The sequence below is a fragment of the Candidatus Zymogenaceae bacterium genome (assembly GCA_016931225.1).
GTDB lineage: Bacteria > Desulfobacterota > Zymogenia > Zymogenales > Zymogenaceae > JAFGFE01.
Window position 1 is genome coordinate 22171 of the sequence record JAFGFE010000015.1, and the last position, 17002, is coordinate 39172.

The window sequence follows — 17002 nt, forward strand, 5'->3', positions numbered from 1 at the left end:
AACATAACTTGAATGGACACAGTACATTTTATATGGAAAGAACCACAAAAGGACAAATATGACGGTCATCTAGAAAGAAAAACGCATTTTCCGTATCAGCCGACTTGACGGTGTCTCGCCTGACTGATATAACATGAATGCACATGAGCATTCTGTTTCTATTGGTATGGAAGAGTTGTGAGCACACAATCGTATCGGTATGATTACCTCGTTATAGGCAGCGGTATTGCGGGGCTCTCGTTCGCCCTTGAGGCGGCGAGGAGCGGGCGGGTTGCCGTGATTACCAAGAAGGAAGAAAAGGAATCGAACACAAATTACGCCCAGGGGGGGATCGCCTCGGTCATGTCTCCGGATGATTCATTTCAGAATCATGTGATAGACACCCTCGAATGCGGGGCGGGGCTGTGCCATGAAGATGTGGTGGAGATGGTCGTGACCAGCGGGCCGGATATGATCCGGCGGCTGATTGATCTGGGTGTTCATTTCTCGAAATCGAAAAAGAGTGATGAGTCATATGACCTGGGGATGGAGGGCGGTCATTCCCATCGACGCATCCTCCATGCAAAGGATCTGACCGGGGCGGAAATCGAACAGGCCCTGGTGAATCAGGTGCGCGAGCACCAAAACATCGATGTCTTTGAAGATCACCTGGCGGTGAATCTCATCACCGATCGCACGGTGTCCGGAAAGCCGATCGCTCCCGAGAGGGTGTGGGGGGCGTATGTCTTGTCCAAGGAGGAAAACAGGATCGAGACATATCTCGCCAAGATCACATTTCTCGCCACCGGCGGGTCGGGAAAGGTCTATCTCTATACGTCGAACCCTGATATCGCCAGCGGGGATGGAGTGGCGATGGCGTATCGATCGGGCGCGACTGTGGCGAATCTCGAATTCGTCCAGTTTCATCCCACCTGTCTTTTTCACCCTGATGCGAAATCATTCTTGATCTCCGAGGCGGTCCGGGGTGAGGGCGGTATCCTCCGCCTGAAAAACGGCCGGGAATTCATGAAGGAGTACGATCAAAGGGGAGAGCTTGCGCCCCGGGATATCGTGGCGCGCTCCATAGACATGGAATTGAAGAAGAGCGGTGATGACTGTGTGTTTCTTGATATATCCCATCGGAGTGAGACATTCATCAGGGATCGATTCCCGAATATTTACCAATCCTGTCTGCAATTCGGCATCGATATCACCGCGCAGCCCATACCGGTGGTACCGGCGGCCCATTATATCTGCGGCGGGGTTGTTGTGGACATGGATGGAAGGACCAGTATTCGGGGATTATACGCCGCGGGGGAGGTGACATGCACGGGTCTGCACGGCGCAAATCGGCTGGCCTCAAACTCGCTTTTAGAGGCGGTGGTCTATGCCGACCGGGCGTCACGGTCGGCGAAGGAAGAGATGCTGGACACATCGGATCCGCCGGATGCACCGCCCTGGGATCCCAAGGGGGCGGTGGACAGTGACGAGCAGGTGGTTATTACCCAGAACTGGGAAGAAATCCGGAGATTCATGTGGAATTATGTCGGGATCGTGAGGTCCGACAAGAGACTAGAACGGGCCATGCGCAGGTCCACGGCCCTGTTCGAAGAAATTCAGGAATACTACTGGAACTTCACCATAACATCCGACCTGATTGAACTCAGGAACCTGGCACTGGTGGCTAACCTGATTGTCAGGAGCGCCCGGTGGCGAAAGGAAAGCAGGGGGCTTCACAGCACCATCGATTACCCGAAACGGGACGACAAACGATTTCACCGTGATACGGTATTGATGCGGACGGACTGGGATTGAAGCGGGGCAGCTTATGAGAAGAGGGAACGATATCCATACCATATATGACCTGACCTCATAGTTTGCATGCGGCCCGATACCCGGATGTGCCGCGTGACTTCAAGAAAAAAATTCTGTTTTCCTCATTGTCGAGGCCGATGGGGTTCGTGTGCCGTGCCAATGAGAGATGGTTGGAGGTTGTTCACAATGGTGTGTGTGCGGCGACTTTCTCTGATGCGGACACGATATGATTCCAGGCCTCCACATCATCCGAGAGGACGCATTTACAGACAACACCGCCGCCGACGATAATCGGGTTTCTCATCATATTGATGTCTCCGGGTAAGGGGACGAGAATTTTTTTGCTTGTCGCCGTCCCGACCGTTGATACCATTTCAGGCCCGTGATGCTTTCGCGATATCCACAGACGACAGCCCTTCACGTGAAAAGGAAGATGACATATCCGCCCGAATGTAACGTATTGTATTTGTACAGTATTATGCTATAGTATAAAAATATTATCTCATTCCTACTGGGAGGTTCGCCATGTGCAAAGCATTGAGATTCGGCATACTGGTGTCGTGTGTCTTTTTCCTGATGCTGGGGACCGCCGTCGCCCAGGAGATGGGGGACATGTCTTTTTCACTCATAAGCTCAGCATTCGATGACGGCCAGAGAATACCGAGCAAATACACTTGCAGCGGTATGGACGTGACACCGCCCCTTGAGTGGTCTGGGGTGCCGGAGGGGTGTGTAACCCTTGCCATTATCATGGACGATCTGGACGCACCCGGCGGCGTCTGGGTGCACTGGGTCATCTGGAACATCGATCCGGCCCTGGGGGGCCTGGACGAGGCACTGGATACGGAGGCGATCGGCGCCGTGCTGGGGAAAAACTCCTGGGGTAAGGCCGCATACGGAGGCCCATGTCCGCCCAGCGGCGTTCATCGATACAACTTCAAGATATACGCCCTGTCCGACTATCCCGACGTTGATCCCGGAGCGTCCAAGAGCAAGCTGAAACGAGCGATCAAGGACATCACTCTGGCCGAATATACACTGATGGGCACCTACAGCAAGTAGACGAAAAGAGACATTCGCCCTCCCGCTCACCTCGATTTTTCTCTCTCCTGTATGGGGCGGGTGACCGACATTGAAGACACCGCATCACCCGGAGCAGACAATTTATGATCGATCGTCCCCGCACGGGTATCATGTCCGATACGTATGCCGGAATAAGGACCGACCTGATTTTATTCGTGCTCGGATTCTTCCTCACCGTCTTCATCGGCAACCGATTCGGTCCCGGGGGGCTTGGTTTCTTCTCCATGGCCCTGACCATGTACGTCCTGGGGGTGTTGGCATGCTCCTCCGGCGTGACGCATGTGTTTGTCCCGAAACTCACCGGCATCCCGAAGAATGAGCAAAGGCGGCTCGTCACGACAGCGCTCCTGTTTGTCGTGGTATTCGGCCTAGCGGCGACCGTCTTCGGTTTCATGATATCGAGGCGGATCTCCCAGGCGTTTGATATCTACGATCTGTGGCGGGTGGTGTGTCTGGTATCCCTTGCGTTTGTTCCCGGTGTGTTCAACGAGACGATATGCAACTTCCTTGCGGTTCTGGACGGGCACAAGACGGCGAATCGATACCGGATGAAAAAGCGTATCATCTTCCTGTGTGTCGCCGTCGTCATGAGTGTGACCAAAAACATCTACCTGGTGCTCACCGCGTTTTTCATATCGGATCTGATTCTGACCATCACCCTCATACGCCGCGAGCGGGCTTGGTTCTTTCCGCTGGATTTCAGCGGATTTTCGGAAACGGCGCCGGGACTTCTTCTCTCTTCGGTACGAAGAAGCTTTTCCGGAAGCGCCGGTGAGGTGAACGTCCGTATCGATGTGCTTATCATCGGCTACTTCATGTCGGCCTCATCGGTGGGCGTCTATGCGGTTGCGATACTGGTGACTCGTCTGATCCTTCTTCCCTGGGAGGTGATCCGAGAGGTGATGCTGACGCGGCCGAAAGACACGGGCGATACAGGGATCGGCGTGGATGCGAAAAGAGGCATCCGGGGATACTTCGCATACGGGACGGCGGCGATGCTGGTGATCGCCGTGTGTACGGCGATCCTGTATAAAAAGATTATCGGTGTGATATTTCCATCCACCCACGACTATTTGGCGTCCACGGGGGCGTTCCTGTTTCTTTTACCGGGGGTCGTACTGTACGGCGCAACGACGATATATGAGGGAATACTTGTGAGGACGGGAAAGTCTGAAACGGTCGGCATTATCTCGATCCAGACACTTCTGATCAATTTTATTCTCAGTGTATTGATGGTCCACGCCTTCGGGATATACGGAGCGGCGCTTGCGGGCACGCTCTCATTTTTCTGGTATTACCTCGCCATGACCGAAACGCTGAATGATGTGAACATGCCGGTCGATCGATGGACGACGATCCTCTATGGGATCGTGGCCGCCGGTATCGCCGTGATTCTGGTAGATCTTCTGGGAGAATCGTTTCTTGTGGCTGTGCTTGCGGGAGTGACGACGCTTCTCATGCTCGTCTTCGTCGGATATCTTGATCTCTCCGTGGAAATCGGAAACGTCACACCGATGAATGTGATCGAGAAGGTCTGGGAGTCGGCGAGAAAGACAAGAGACACATCGCGACTTCACTGACCAATGCCCGCCCCGGATGAGGCGGATACTGTGTCCGGTGAGTGCCGAACAAAAGGAATCGACCGCCTCACGGGCGCATGCCCGTGAGGCGGAATGCTTTTATTCGGTGAGCGTTCCCTTGGTGGAGAGAACGCCGGAAAAACGGGGATCGAGACTCACCGCATTGGACAGCGCCCGGGCGAACGCCTTGAAACAGGCCTCGGCGATGTGATGGGCGTTGGCGCCGTGTTCCAGGACGATATGCACCGTGGCCCTGGCATGGTTTGCGAAGGCCCTGAAGAACTCCTCGAAAAGCTCGACGTCGAACTCCCCAACCTTGTTGGACGAAAACGATACATCGTATACCAGGTAGGGACGCCCGGAGAGGTCCACCGCGGCGGTGGCCAGGGACTCATCCATGGGGACCCGTGCGCTGCCGTATCTCGCGATGCCGGATTTATCACTTAATGCCTTCAGAACCGCCTCGCCGAGACAGATGCCGATATCCTCCACGGTATGGTGGAGGTCCACATGATGATCGCCTTCAGCGGCAACGGTCAGATTGAACATGCCGTGCCGGGCGAGCAGCTCCAGCATGTGGTTGAGAAATCCCGCGGGTCCGGAAACGGAATAATCGCCCGTGCCGTCCAGATCGATGGAGAGACGGATATTCGTCTCCGCAGTGGTCCTGGTGATCTCGGCCTTTCTCTTCATTGCTTCCTCATCTCTCATCTCGTTCGATGAATGTGTTTCTTACAGGTTTGGTACACACGCCAAGGGACGGCTTCTATCTCCCGTTCTCGGCGATGTCCGTGTAGATTTCCTTCAGGGTCTCATATGAGTGCTTCGGAATGCGATCTTTGGAGACGACTCCCTTCATGTTGTAATAGGGGACGACGTTCCCCGGAAACCAGGGGCAGTAGAAGTCGGCGAATATCCAGGGAGAAACACCCACGATGTACTCTCGCTCACGAAACGCATTGAGGTACGTGCGGATGACATATTCCTGATATTCTTCCGAGTATGTTTTCCCCGGGCTGACGCGATCGGCCACGTAGCTCCCGTCCTCGTCCGTTCGCCCGGGGGCGGCGCTGGCGCCGAACTCGGAGAGAAACACCAGTCGGTCCGGGTGCTGTTCGTGATAGGTGTCTAGCTTCATTCCTGCGTCTTTTGCCGTGCCGTAATACCAGCCGTAATAGCTGTTGACCGACGCGATGTCGAGATAGTCGGCCGACATGCGCTTGGTATCGAAGAAGGGAATGTCATAGGTGACTTCAGCCTTCGTTACCGGGCGCGAGTCGTCGAAGGCCCTGATGACATCCCTCAGGTGGCCGTAAAAACGGCCGCCGGATGTATACAGCGAGTAGCTCTCGTTGGAGACGAACCAGAGAACGACCGCCGGGTTGTTGATGTCCCGCTCCACCATTTCGATGAGCTGGCGACGGGTTGAGACGACCAGGGATTCTGAATGCAACTGCTTCATCCCGAAGGTCGAGGCGGGGAACCGAAAGAGCTCCCTGCCGGTCCCGAACCAGGTGGTCCAGCCAAGGCCGACCTGGTAATGGGGGATTTCCTCGGAAACCATGATTCCCCTGTCACGACAGGCCCTGATTTCCCGGATGTCGTGGGGGTAATGGGACATCCTGATGAAATTCGCACCCATCTCCTCTATCAGGTCGAGATCCCTGTCGATAACGGCCTCGTTCTGGGTGGCGCCAAGATACGGGTCGTCTTCGTGTTTCGATATGCCCAACAGCACCGTCTCCTCACCGTTTATCAGGAGCGCGTCATTTGTGATCTCGATGGTGCGAAAACCGGTCACCACCGACACCCGGTCATCAGACATACGGTCCTGGAGGTGGAGCTTCACGGTGTAGGTTGCGGGATCCTTCGTTGACCAGAGCCGCGGTGCGGGGATCGAGGCGCCGGCGGGATACAGCCGATATTCCCCTTCGGCAATCGGCGTATCGATGTCTATGGGATAGATCATTCCATCCGGACCGACGACCTCTCCCTCGATCGTACATTCGGTGCCGCCGGCAAGACGATGCACGACGATAGTCATGTCCAAAGTGCCGCCGGTTTCCTCCGGGACGGCCCGCGCCACGACCTTGCACAGGTACTGTCCGGGCAGCTTCTCCAGGTACACATCACGGTAGATGCCGCCGTATTCCCCCCAGCCTCCCTGGGTGTGGTACCTGTACTGTTTCGGGGGCAGGGTGTCGAATCTGATGCGATTGTCCGCCCGGACGATCAGGGTGTTCGTCTCGCCGGGCCTGATGAAGTCGGTGACGTTGAAGTAAAACGGCGTGTAGCCCCCGTCCCGGTGCCCCAGGTGGTTGCCGTTGAGCCACACATCCGAGGTCAGGAGCACGCCCCGAAAGCAGAGCCGGGTGATCGGGTTGGGAGGTGACGACCCATCCGCGGTAAAGGTGAGCATGTACCAGGTCACGCCGGTATGATGGCGATAGGGACCCTCGAATGCGTTGTACGTTGAGGGAACGGTGTAGTCCTCCCAGGAGTCGTCCGCATCCCGTATGAGGAACCATTCCTCATCCAGTCCCACCTCGTCGGGATCAAACCGCATCTTCCAGGAGCCGGAGAGATCCTGGATCGGGCGGTTGGTGTCCTCGAAGACCGTGGGGTAGGGGAGGCCGTATTCCACCAGGATGTTCGTATCCCCCACGGTGACGATGGTGAAGTCTCCGTCGCTGTCGGTATCCGGGAAGGTGTAGTCGACCCGGGGATATACCCAGGTCAGATACAGCCATGCACAGACGACGATGACGATCGCCGCGAGAATCACAGAAAAGATTCCGCATACGATTTTCTTCACGATCGATTTCATGGTATCCTCGCTTGAGGGGCTACAGGATTCGGTCTATCTTCCGTTTGTCTTGATGTCGTGATACATCTGTGTGAGAACATCATAGGCGGCCTTCGGTTCACGCCCCGAGGTCATCACTCCCGAAGAGTGTAAGAACGGTGCCGAGTCGCCGGGATACAGACTATCTGCGAAGACGGCGGGACATACGCCGGCGATGTAATTTTTTGAACGGGCGATCTCCATATATTCCTCGATGAGCATCGCCTGGTCTTCTTCCGAGTACGTGCCGTCTGCATCAATACAGTCGAGTCCGGCCGGGACACAGAAGTCTGAAAGAAATAGGAGCCTGTCGGGATATCGCCTGTGAATACGGTCGAGGTACAGTCCCAGGTCTTCGGGGCCGCCGGCGTGGAGGTCGGAGGAAGAATCGACGGCGATCAGATCCATGGAGGGCGCCGCTCGTTTTTCGGCGTCCAGAAGGCGAATGTCATAGGTGTATTCGAACGTGCAAACCGGGCGGGTGGAATCGAACGATCGTATCACATCACGCATCCAGCCGTGGAAACGCCCCCCCTCATCGAAGAGGGTGTACGACTCAGAGCCCGCAATCCATATGATCACCGCCGGATTGTTGATGTCCCGCTCCACCATCTCGATGAGCATGCGCTGGGCCAGGGACATGAGGTGTGGGTCGTTAAGCTGGCGCATCCCGAAAGTCCGCACCGGCAGCTCGAACAGGGTCCCCTTTTTATTGTACCAGTCCACCCAGCCCATGCCGATGTTGTTGTACGGAATCTCCTCGGAGACCATGATTCCCAGGTCACGGCACGCCCTGATTTCACGGACGTCGTGGGAGGAGTGGGCCATGCGAATGAAATTTGCGTTCATATCCTGTATCAGACCGAGGTCTTTGGCGATGTTATCAGTCATCGGCTCCGATCCCGAATCCACGACGTCCTCGTATCGAGAGACGCCCCTGATGAAGGTGTTGATGTCGTTGATGTAGACGCCCGGGTCGGTTCCGTAGCCCACGATCCGAACGGTGCGAAATCCGGTTTTCGTCTCCAGTGTTTCCACTCGACTCTTCGTCTTCAGGGTGAGCATGAGACGATAGAGCCGCGGGTGGTTCGGCGACCAGGTCTTCGGATTATCCACCTCGCACTTCAATGTGTGCAGTTCGAATTCATCGGACGATTCAAAGATGTACGATCCCAGGTCTATTTCCTCACCGTCAGGGGAGATGAGCGCTCCCGAAAGGATGTAGGGGCCGGTGAGATCGTGATTGTGGATGACCACCGAGACCGACACATCGCCTTTGTTTTTGGAGAGGGACATATCCGCCACTGCCTTACAGATGTAATGTCTCGGAATGCTTTCGAGAACGACGTCTCGATGAATGCCCCCGACACATTCCCGTTCGGGGCTTTGACGTTCCCATGTTTTTACCGGCAGTGTGTCGTAATCGGGACGATTGTCCGACCGAACAATGAGGATATTTTTATTGCGCTCAAGGTGGTCCGAGACGTCGAAATAGAAGGGGGTGTCTCCCCCCCGGTGACCGCCCAGGTATGTGCCGTTGAGCCAGACGTCCGCGCACATGTGCACGCCGTCAAACCCGAGGCGGGTGAAGGTCTCGGTATCTGTGTTGAGATCGGATGAAAAATCGAGAAAATACCAGGTAACGCCTCGATAGTTCGAAAAAGAACCGTCGGTGCCGACGTACGATGATGGAACGACGATGTCCATCCAGTCATCGCCGGGCTCGGTCGTGTGCTGCCACCCGTCGTCCATCCCCGTATCGTTCGGGTCCGTTTTCATCTTCCAGGTTCCGCCCAGGTTTTGAGCGGGGTAGGTCGATGCCTCAAAATCGGTTGGATAGGGGAGATTGTGATATACCAGGAGATTGATTCCGTCCACGGATTCAATGTGATAGTCGTTCTCCGTGCTTGTGAACGGAACCGTATAATCCGCCTTTGGATATACCTTGAACAGGTGGACCAAGAAACCTGCGATGATCACCAGTGCCGCAATAACACTGACACAGAGCAGTTTTATAATCTTCATGAAAAACTCAGAGCGTCAGAAAAGATGGACGTGAATTGTATATATGCGTATATATGATAGGTTATAAGTCGCTTGGGGTCCCATGTCAAGGGTAAAAGCCTTTCAGTCGTTGTGGAACACTCCTGTGATGCGTTTCCCTTTTGACTTTATCAAAAAATTTTGTTATAAAAAAAAAAGCATCATCAAAGAGAGAACGAAGCCGAATTCTCTGTTCCCTGTGATGCTGACTATCCTGGATGATATGATGAGGAAAAACGGTCCTCATCCCATTCTTAACATATCCGAAATGTCGACATTCAGGGATTTATATCCCCCGAATAACAAAAAACAGAAGCAAAAGTCTTCGGGCATCAGCCCCCTGATAAGTGGATTGATCGACCTTATCGGCGGAGACTGTGCTAAAAGTCCTACTGAGGAAGGCTGGTCGGCAGGAGGTCGGGCTCGCACGTAAGGATGGACCGGAACATGTGGGCATATTCGCCCGTAAGCTTGAAAAAGGTGGCACTGGGTCGGGGACATATTGCCCATGGATTCTCGGCGTACTGACATTATCCGGTGGAGGAAATCGACTGCCGGGACGCCGCTACAAAAAAGTGTGTTTTTCATATAGATAGATATTACCGAAACATTAGAAAGGAGGTGAACGGACGGATTCGTCTCTCAGGAATTTTTTTCGGAGTGATAGTGATTTTTTAATAATTCCTTCTCAATAGGTGTGAGAACTACTATGCTTGAAAAACAAAACATTCCCAACTCGCTTCTGTATATTGCGCTGGTGACGATTGAGGACGTTATGGGGAAAAACGGACTCAATGCGATTCTGAATGTCAGCTCGATGACAAAATTTCGTGATAACATCCCCCCGAACGACGCGGAACAAGTATACCCGGCAACGGATTTTTCATTCCTCGTGAAAGGATTGATTGAAGTTATAGGAGAAAAGGGCGCCCGGGCGATCATGACCAATGCCGGACGCAAGGGATTTCGAAACGTTGTTGAAAAGAGCCCGGAGCTGTTCGGCCTGGTGGGGATCGAACTTGAGAAGATGGCCGCGGACAGGGAGCGTATCTCGACATTGCTTAATGCTATTACATACGAAACAAATCAAATATTCGGAGAGGGGCATCAGACCTTCGAGGAAGTCGACGGTTCATTTATCGTCAGCATACATCGATGCAGCTGGTGCCACAGCATAGAGAACTCAAAAACCCCTATCTGTTACGGTGAGGTGGGATTTGACGACGAGGCGGTGTTCTGGGCCACGAAAAAAAGGTACAAGGTGACGGAGACCGCCTGTCGGGCAATGGGGGACCCGGCATGTGTATTTGAGATCAAGGAAAATCAGGGTGACGACTGAACACAACTGAAGCAGGGCATTCCCTGATGTGTCAGTCGATCTCCCTGGGAGAAACCACCTTATCCATCACCCGACGGAACTGATTGAGTTCCTTGATGATGGAAGGGTGGTTTCCTTTTTCGGAGATGAGTTTGGGAAGGTCCCGGGTTGCGTATATATGCATGGTGGCGGGGAGTCCCTTCACGTCCACAAGGATTTTTCCCTGGTCATGAAGGGATTTCGCGGCGTCAACCGCCCGGGAAAAATCGGACTGGGCGTCAAGAATACCGTCGCTGTTCTCCGACTCGAGGGAAGCAATAAGGTGAGTGAGAGAAGATCGTATGGCGTCTATGGACGATTGGGACATAATGAATCTCCGCTGCATGGGTGTAGAAAAAGAGAATCCAATCTCTGCGGGCATCTTTCAGCTTTTGATGTCGGTGAGTGAAAAACGATTCAGGGTCCGAAGGAGAGAAGAAGAATTTCGCCTATGCCGTGCGTCTCTCTTCGAGAACGGCCAGCGCCCGTTCGGGATGGTCTGTGAAGATACCGTCAACGCCCATATCAAAGAGCCGTCGCATATCCGATTCCTCGTTGATGGTCCACACGTGTACGTGAACGCCGTATCTATGTGCGTATGAGAGAAATCGGCGGGTGACGACGGGAATGATCGATTGCCGCTCCGGGACCTGCAGAGCGGTGAAGGGATAGTCACGGATCTTTCTGTCGCACCGGGCGGATCGAACAAGTACACGCAGTACGTCTTCCTTGCACGCACCGGTGAGGGTGGTCGGTCTCTCTCTTTGAATATATCTCATCGCATCAGGCGGGAACGACGCCAATAGAAACCGATCCAGGGCGTTGTTCGATTCGAGCACGTCAAGCACAATCTTCGTGCTCTGTTCGGTTCCCGCCTTGATTTCCATATTCACCGGGATATCCTGAAACGTCTGAACGAACTCCTCAAGGGTGGGGACCTGAACCCCCGTGCCGCGGAATGGATGCGTCGAACCATTGTCGGGAGAGAATGAATACCCTGCGTCTAAATCCTTCAGTTCCTTCAGCGTCAGGTCTTCGACATGCACGTCAACCCCGGCGGTGCGAAGGAGGCTTGGATCGTGGGCGAGCACCGGGATACCGTCTCGTGTGATGCGGGTGTCCGTCTCCAGCACGTGGGCGCCGATCTGTACCGCGGCCTGGAATGAGGGGAGGGTGTTTTCGGGATACGTTCCCGAGGCGCCTCGATGGGCGAAAATGATCGGTCGGGGAAGACCGAAGAATGATTTCATGGGAATGGTCTTTTTGGACGCATGTTTTTTAGACATTGACCCGCTCCGATGGTTTGTAAAGATAAATGAAAAATTCCGTGTTTCCCTTGGGACCCATTAAAGGTGAGGTGCAGGTGCCTTTCACGACGAAGCCCAGCTCCTGTGCAGCCGCGGCGACGGAGTCGACGGCTTTTTTGTGTTTTTTTTCATCCCGCACCACACCACCCTTTCCCACATCACCCCTTCCCACCTCGAACTGTGGTTTGATAAGGGCGATGGCGTAACCACCGGAGGTGAGGATGTCAAAGACCCTCGGCAGCACCAGTGAGAGCGAGACGAAGGATACATCGATGACCGCGAGGTCTATCGGTTCGGGAAAGGCATCGATAGTAGTGTGGCGGATGTTCGTGCGTTCCATGAGCACGACCTTAGGATCCGACCGGAGGCTCCAGGCAAACTGGCCATATCCCACATCCAGTGAGTAGACCCTCTGTGCGCCGCTTTTGAGGAGACAATCGGTGAAGCCGCCGGTGGACGCTCCCACATCCAGGGCGACGGCATTACCCGGGTCATGCCCGAATTCGTCCAGAGCGCCCTGGAGCTTTACACCGCCCCTGCTCACGTACGGGTGCGGCGGGGAGACGATCGAAAGGTCGTCATCGGTGCTCACCCGAAATCCCGCCTTGTCGACGCGGTCGCCGTTTACAAGAACGTGTCCCGCCATGATGACCGCACGGGCCTTCTCCCTGGAAGGAACCAGGCCCCCCTCGACAAGGGCCGTATCGAGGCGCAGTTTATCGCGTGCCGTGTACGGTTTCATCAATATCGGTAGGTGCCTTTTCTCTTGTACCGAGAAGGTCCAGGGCGGCCTGAAAGATGCCCCGGGATGACAGGTCGTATCGATCTCTGAGTACGCTCTGGGGGCCGTGCTCCACAAACCGGTCGCCGATGCCCAATCGTTTTATCGACCGGGGGAGGGCGGAGTCCGCAGCGAGCCCCTCGAGGATCGCGCTGGAAAAGCCGCCGCTCAAAATCCCCTCTTCGATCGTCAAAAGAGCGCCGGTTTTTTGTACCGATGCGCTGATGGCGCGGATGTCCAGCGGCTTGACGAAACGGGCATCGATGACCGTTGCGGTTATTTTTCTGGTTAAGAGTCGCCGGGCCGCATCCATGGCTGGCTCCACCATCGAACCGATGGCGACGATGGTCAGGTCATTGCCTTCGATGAGTGTTTCGGAGGTTCCGATGGGAATGGGCTGAGGATCGTCGTCCACAGCGACACCCAGGGCTTTCCCCCTCGGATATCGAACGGCGATCGGTTTTTTGCACTCGACCGCCGTGACAAGCATGCGGGCGAACTCGTTTTCATCCCGGGGGGCCATGATAATGAGGTTTGGAATGTTCCTGAGATAGGACATGTCAAACAGCCCGTGATGGGTGGGGCCGTCTTCTCCCACAATGCCGCCGCGATCTATGGCGAAGATCACCGGGAGGTCCTGCAGGGCAACGTCATGGAGTATCTGGTCGTAGGCGCGCTGGAGAAAGGTGGAATACACCGCGACGATGGGGATGAGCCCCTGAGTCGCCAGGCCCGCCGCAAAGGTGACCGCGTGCTGCTCGGCGATGCCCACATCGAAGAATCTGTCCGGGAAACGACCGGAAAAGGTGGTAAGCCCCGTACCCTCCGCCATGGCGGCCGTGATTGCCACGATGGAATCATGTTTTTTCGCTAGCTCCACTATCACATCACTGAACACCTTGGTGTAGGTGGGGATATCATTCTTCGGCCCGATGGGACTGCCGGTTTCCACATCGAATACCCCCACACCATGATACCGGGAGGGATTCTCCTCAGCCGGGAGGTAGCCCTTTCCTTTTTTTGTCAGGACATGAAGGAGGATCGGCCCCTCGATGTCCTTTATATTTGTAAGGGTCTCTATGAGTCGGTCTATGCGATGTCCGTCTATGGGACCGAAATACTGGAAATTCATCGCTTCAAAGAGCATACCCGGCATCAAAAAGCCCTTGATGGCGTCTTCGGCGCGTTTTGCGACCTTATAGATATCTTCGCCGATGCCGGGCACCGATTTGAGCAGGTGAACGATCTCTTTTTTAAGATTCATCACCGGACGGGTGGAGAGCTTGCGGGAGAGGAACGACGACAGCGCCCCGACATTGGGAGAGATGGACATCTCGTTGTCATTGACGATGACGATGACGTCCTTGACGAGATGTCCCGCCTGGTTGAGCGCCTCAAATGCCTGGCCCCCGGTGAGTGAGCCGTCGCCGATAACCGCCAGCGCCCGGGAGTCCTCGGGTTTCTTTTGGATATCCCAGGCGGTGCTGATGCCCAGGGCAGCGGATATCGAGGTGGAACTGTGACCGGTCCCGAAGACGTCTTCGGGGCATTCGGAGCGCTTGGGGAAGCCCGATATACCGTCGAGACACCTGAGTGTCCCGAAACAGTCCTTTCTTCCGGTGAGGATCTTATGGGTGTATGCCTGATGTCCCACATCCCATATGATCAGGTCTTTTGGCGGCTGAAACACGTGATACAGCGCGATGGTCAGCTCGACGGTGCCGAGGCTCGACGCCAAATGCCCCCCGGTTTTGGAGACCGTATCTATAATCAACTCGCGGATCTCCGCGGCGAGGAGCTCCATCTCCTCAATCGACAATGATTTCAGGTCTTCCGGACCGTTGATGGTGTCAAGTATGTTTTTCATGGTGTATTACGCCTGTCGTTCTATAACGTATCTGCCGATGGCCCTCAGCGCCTCGGCCCGCTCGCCGAATGATGAAAGGGCGTCGATCGCCCGTTCTATCAGGTCTTTGGATCTCTTTCGGGATTCCTCGAGGCCCAACAGAGAGATAAAGGTTCGCTTCCCCCGAGCCTCATCCATGCCGGTTCTCTTGCCCAGCTTTCCCTGATCCCCCACCACATCGAGAATATCGTCGGATATCTGAAACGCGAGGCCCACACATTCGCCGTATTCGCACAATTGTTTCACTTGTATCTCGTCCCCGCCCCCCAGGATCGCCCCCGTCCGAACCGAGACGATAATGAGGGCGCCGGTCTTTTTTCGGTGAAGCATCGTGAGCGTGTCAAGGTCTATGTCCCGATGTTCCGATTCCATATCTAGCATTTGCCCGCCGACCATGCCGGCGTCACCGGCGGCCCGGGCGATCTCGGACGAAATCTGAAGGAGAGAGGTCGGATCGGCGGCGAACCGTGTGATGTCTGAGAGCACCTCGAACGCCTTCGTTAAAAGCGCGTCACCTGCAAGAATGGCCGTCGCCTCGCCGAATACCTTGTGGTTGGTCAGGACACCCCGGCGGTAGTCGTCATTATCCATGGCGGGAAGATCGTCGTGTATGAGCGAGTAGGTGTGTATCAATTCCAAGGCGCACGCCGCCGGGAGGACCTGTCCCAGAGAGCCGCCCACGGTTTCGGAGGCGGCGATGGCGAACATGGGTCGGAGTCGCTTTCCTCCGGCGAAGATGCTGTATCTCATGGCCCGCCTCAGGTCGCCGGATGAATCGTCGATGGAATCGATGATGCCCGTGAGATACTCGTCCACCCGGCCGATCCGTTCTTTGAGATATGCGCTCAGGTCGAAGGATGACATCATCTCGACGCCGTCACGTAGGAGTCATGGAAAAGTGGCAACGATCCATCCTGTATGGTTTCGAGTGGGTTTCTCATCTATCACGATCCCGAATCGTCGGCGTCGAAACCGTCGAGGGTAATGTGTCCGTTTTCGCTGCTTGTGAGAATCTCGATTTTCTTTTCAGCCTCTTCGATGTGCCGCGTGAGGGTACGGGTCAGCTTGATGCCTTCCTCAAAAATTGAAAGGGACTCCTCGAGGGTAAGCTCCCCCCGATCGAGACGCTCCACTATCTCTTCCAGCTTTTTGAGGCCGTCGTCAAAATCAATATTCGACATTTGGTGTTCCATACAATACTGACGCGTCGGCACCGCGCACCCTAAAAAACGATTTTGTGTGCGCAATCCGACCGGTTACTCCATATCACATTTATAACACGAAATGGTTGGTATTTCAATATTATCATTGTCAACGCCATATACCCTCAGACGTATATTCGGTGTCTGTCTCCGTCCACACGGCGATAAAGATGAGTCTACTCGATTTCCCGATGTGTCGAAACGATCTCCAAATGTTACGGAGAGAGGGCGTTCACCAAGTCCCATGGATTGACCTTGTTGTTTGTGTGTCTCACGCCGAAGTGGAGGTGCGCCCCGGTTACCCGGCCGGTGGCCCCCACCAGGGCGACGGTATCGCCCCGGCGGACGTCGTCTCCTTCCTCCACCAGCACATCCGACAGGTGAAAGTACATGGTGTAGAGTCCCTGGCCGTGATCAATGAAAAGGGAGAGGCCGGAGAAGAACATATCCATGACGAGCACGGTACGGCCGTCGTTGGCCGCGAGGATAGGCGTGCCGGTGACGGCGCTGATATCGATCCCGCTGTGGGGCGATCGCGGCTCGTCGTTGATGTATCTCCTCAGACCGAACTCCCCGGTGATGCGTCCTAAAAGCGGCATCATGAAGGGCTCCGTCCAGAGCTTATCCGGCGTTTCGGTCTTGAATAGGGCGCCGATGATATTGTTTTCCCGCTGAATCCGGGCGAGGGTTTCCTCGTCATAACTGGTCCACTTCTCATCCAGTGTAAGATACTGGGTTTCGTAATCGCCGTCGACGATTGCAATCGATCGGCTGATGATCTCACTCGTGCCGTCAACGTACGAGATCTCGACTCTCAGGCTCGCGTCCTTCGGATCCGTCTGGAGGTGGGCGCTGACGAGGCCCAGGTATTCGGTGTCCGATGATGCCGGATTGAAATAGACGGTCCTGCCGTTGAAGGAGCCGACGGCGGTGCTGATGGGGCCGCCCCCGATGATGGTGACCACGTCGACCCCCCCCTGTTTAATGGAGGCGGGATAGGTGATCTCGGCGGAGAGGCCCTTGACGCCGAAGCATGCGAGTATTACGCAGCAGAAAATCAGAATGTGTTTCATTCGTCTTCCGGTGTGATGGAGAGAATACATG

Annotated in this window: 14 protein-coding genes; 4 read left to right on the top strand and 10 right to left on the bottom strand. The window is 55.1% G+C overall.

Going from position 1 to position 17002, the window contains the following annotated elements:
* Positions 1–177 precede the first annotated feature (177 nt).
* The 3 genes from nadB to JW885_06475 all read left to right on the top strand — a co-directional run bounded on the left by nadB (position 178) and on the right by JW885_06475 (position 4457).
* Entirely contained in the window at positions 178–1794 is a 1617-nt protein-coding gene (gene nadB, locus JW885_06465; GenBank protein ID MBN1881800.1) for an L-aspartate oxidase, read from the top strand.
* 612 nt (positions 1795–2406) lie between these two features.
* Positions 2407–2856, top strand: a complete 450-nt coding sequence (locus tag JW885_06470) for a YbhB/YbcL family Raf kinase inhibitor-like protein (protein ID MBN1881801.1) — start codon at positions 2407–2409, stop codon at positions 2854–2856.
* A gap of 104 nt (positions 2857–2960) precedes the next feature.
* On the top strand, positions 2961–4457 hold the full coding sequence (locus tag JW885_06475) for a polysaccharide biosynthesis C-terminal domain-containing protein (GenBank protein MBN1881802.1): 1497 nt from the start codon (positions 2961–2963) through the stop codon (positions 4455–4457).
* Positions 4458–4556: 99 nt separating this feature from the next.
* Here JW885_06475 and hisB read toward each other — a convergent pair whose 3' ends face one another.
* The 3 genes from hisB to JW885_06490 all read right to left on the bottom strand — a co-directional run bounded on the left by hisB (position 4557) and on the right by JW885_06490 (position 9327).
* A complete protein-coding gene (gene hisB, locus JW885_06480; protein ID MBN1881803.1) occupies positions 4557–5150 on the bottom strand; it encodes an imidazoleglycerol-phosphate dehydratase HisB in 594 nt (197 codons plus the stop codon).
* A 73-nt stretch (positions 5151–5223) separates the two neighbouring features.
* On the bottom strand, positions 5224–7284 hold the full coding sequence (locus JW885_06485; protein MBN1881804.1) for a hypothetical protein: 2061 nt from the start codon (positions 7282–7284) through the stop codon (positions 5224–5226).
* Between the two features lie 33 nt (positions 7285–7317).
* A complete protein-coding gene (locus tag JW885_06490) occupies positions 7318–9327 on the bottom strand; it encodes a hypothetical protein (protein ID MBN1881805.1) in 2010 nt (669 codons plus the stop codon).
* A 727-nt stretch (positions 9328–10054) separates the two neighbouring features.
* On the opposite strand from JW885_06490, the gene JW885_06495 reads away from it, so the two are divergent.
* Positions 10055–10684, top strand: a complete 630-nt coding sequence (locus JW885_06495) for a 4-vinyl reductase (protein MBN1881806.1) — start codon at positions 10055–10057, stop codon at positions 10682–10684.
* A gap of 31 nt (positions 10685–10715) precedes the next feature.
* Here the strand turns inward: JW885_06495 and JW885_06500 are convergent, their stop codons facing one another.
* The 7 genes from JW885_06500 to JW885_06530 form a co-directional block, all read right to left on the bottom strand.
* Positions 10716–11030 carry a hypothetical protein gene (locus JW885_06500; protein ID MBN1881807.1) on the bottom strand — a complete coding sequence of 105 codons (315 nt, stop codon included), beginning with the start codon at positions 11028–11030 and terminating at the stop codon, positions 10716–10718.
* Positions 11031–11151: 121 nt separating this feature from the next.
* The gene (locus JW885_06505; GenBank protein MBN1881808.1) at positions 11152–11988 is read right to left on the bottom strand and encodes a glycerophosphodiester phosphodiesterase; all 837 of its coding nucleotides are present in this window, start codon (positions 11986–11988) and stop codon (positions 11152–11154) included.
* Positions 11981–12751 (bottom strand): TlyA family RNA methyltransferase, encoded by a 771-nt coding sequence (locus JW885_06510; protein ID MBN1881809.1) that lies wholly within the window; start codon positions 12749–12751, stop codon positions 11981–11983. The genes JW885_06505 and JW885_06510 overlap by 8 nt, the downstream gene beginning before the upstream one ends.
* Positions 12726–14657 (bottom strand): 1-deoxy-D-xylulose-5-phosphate synthase, encoded by a 1932-nt coding sequence (locus JW885_06515; GenBank protein MBN1881810.1) that lies wholly within the window; start codon positions 14655–14657, stop codon positions 12726–12728. The genes JW885_06510 and JW885_06515 overlap by 26 nt, the downstream gene beginning before the upstream one ends.
* A gap of 6 nt (positions 14658–14663) precedes the next feature.
* Positions 14664–15560 carry a polyprenyl synthetase family protein gene (locus tag JW885_06520; GenBank protein MBN1881811.1) on the bottom strand — a complete coding sequence of 299 codons (897 nt, stop codon included), beginning with the start codon at positions 15558–15560 and terminating at the stop codon, positions 14664–14666.
* Positions 15561–15640: 80 nt separating this feature from the next.
* Entirely contained in the window at positions 15641–15877 is a 237-nt protein-coding gene (locus JW885_06525) for an exodeoxyribonuclease VII small subunit (GenBank protein ID MBN1881812.1), read from the bottom strand.
* 236 nt (positions 15878–16113) lie between these two features.
* Entirely contained in the window at positions 16114–16971 is an 858-nt protein-coding gene (locus JW885_06530) for a M23 family metallopeptidase (protein ID MBN1881813.1), read from the bottom strand.
* Between the last annotated feature and the right edge of the window lie 31 nt (positions 16972–17002).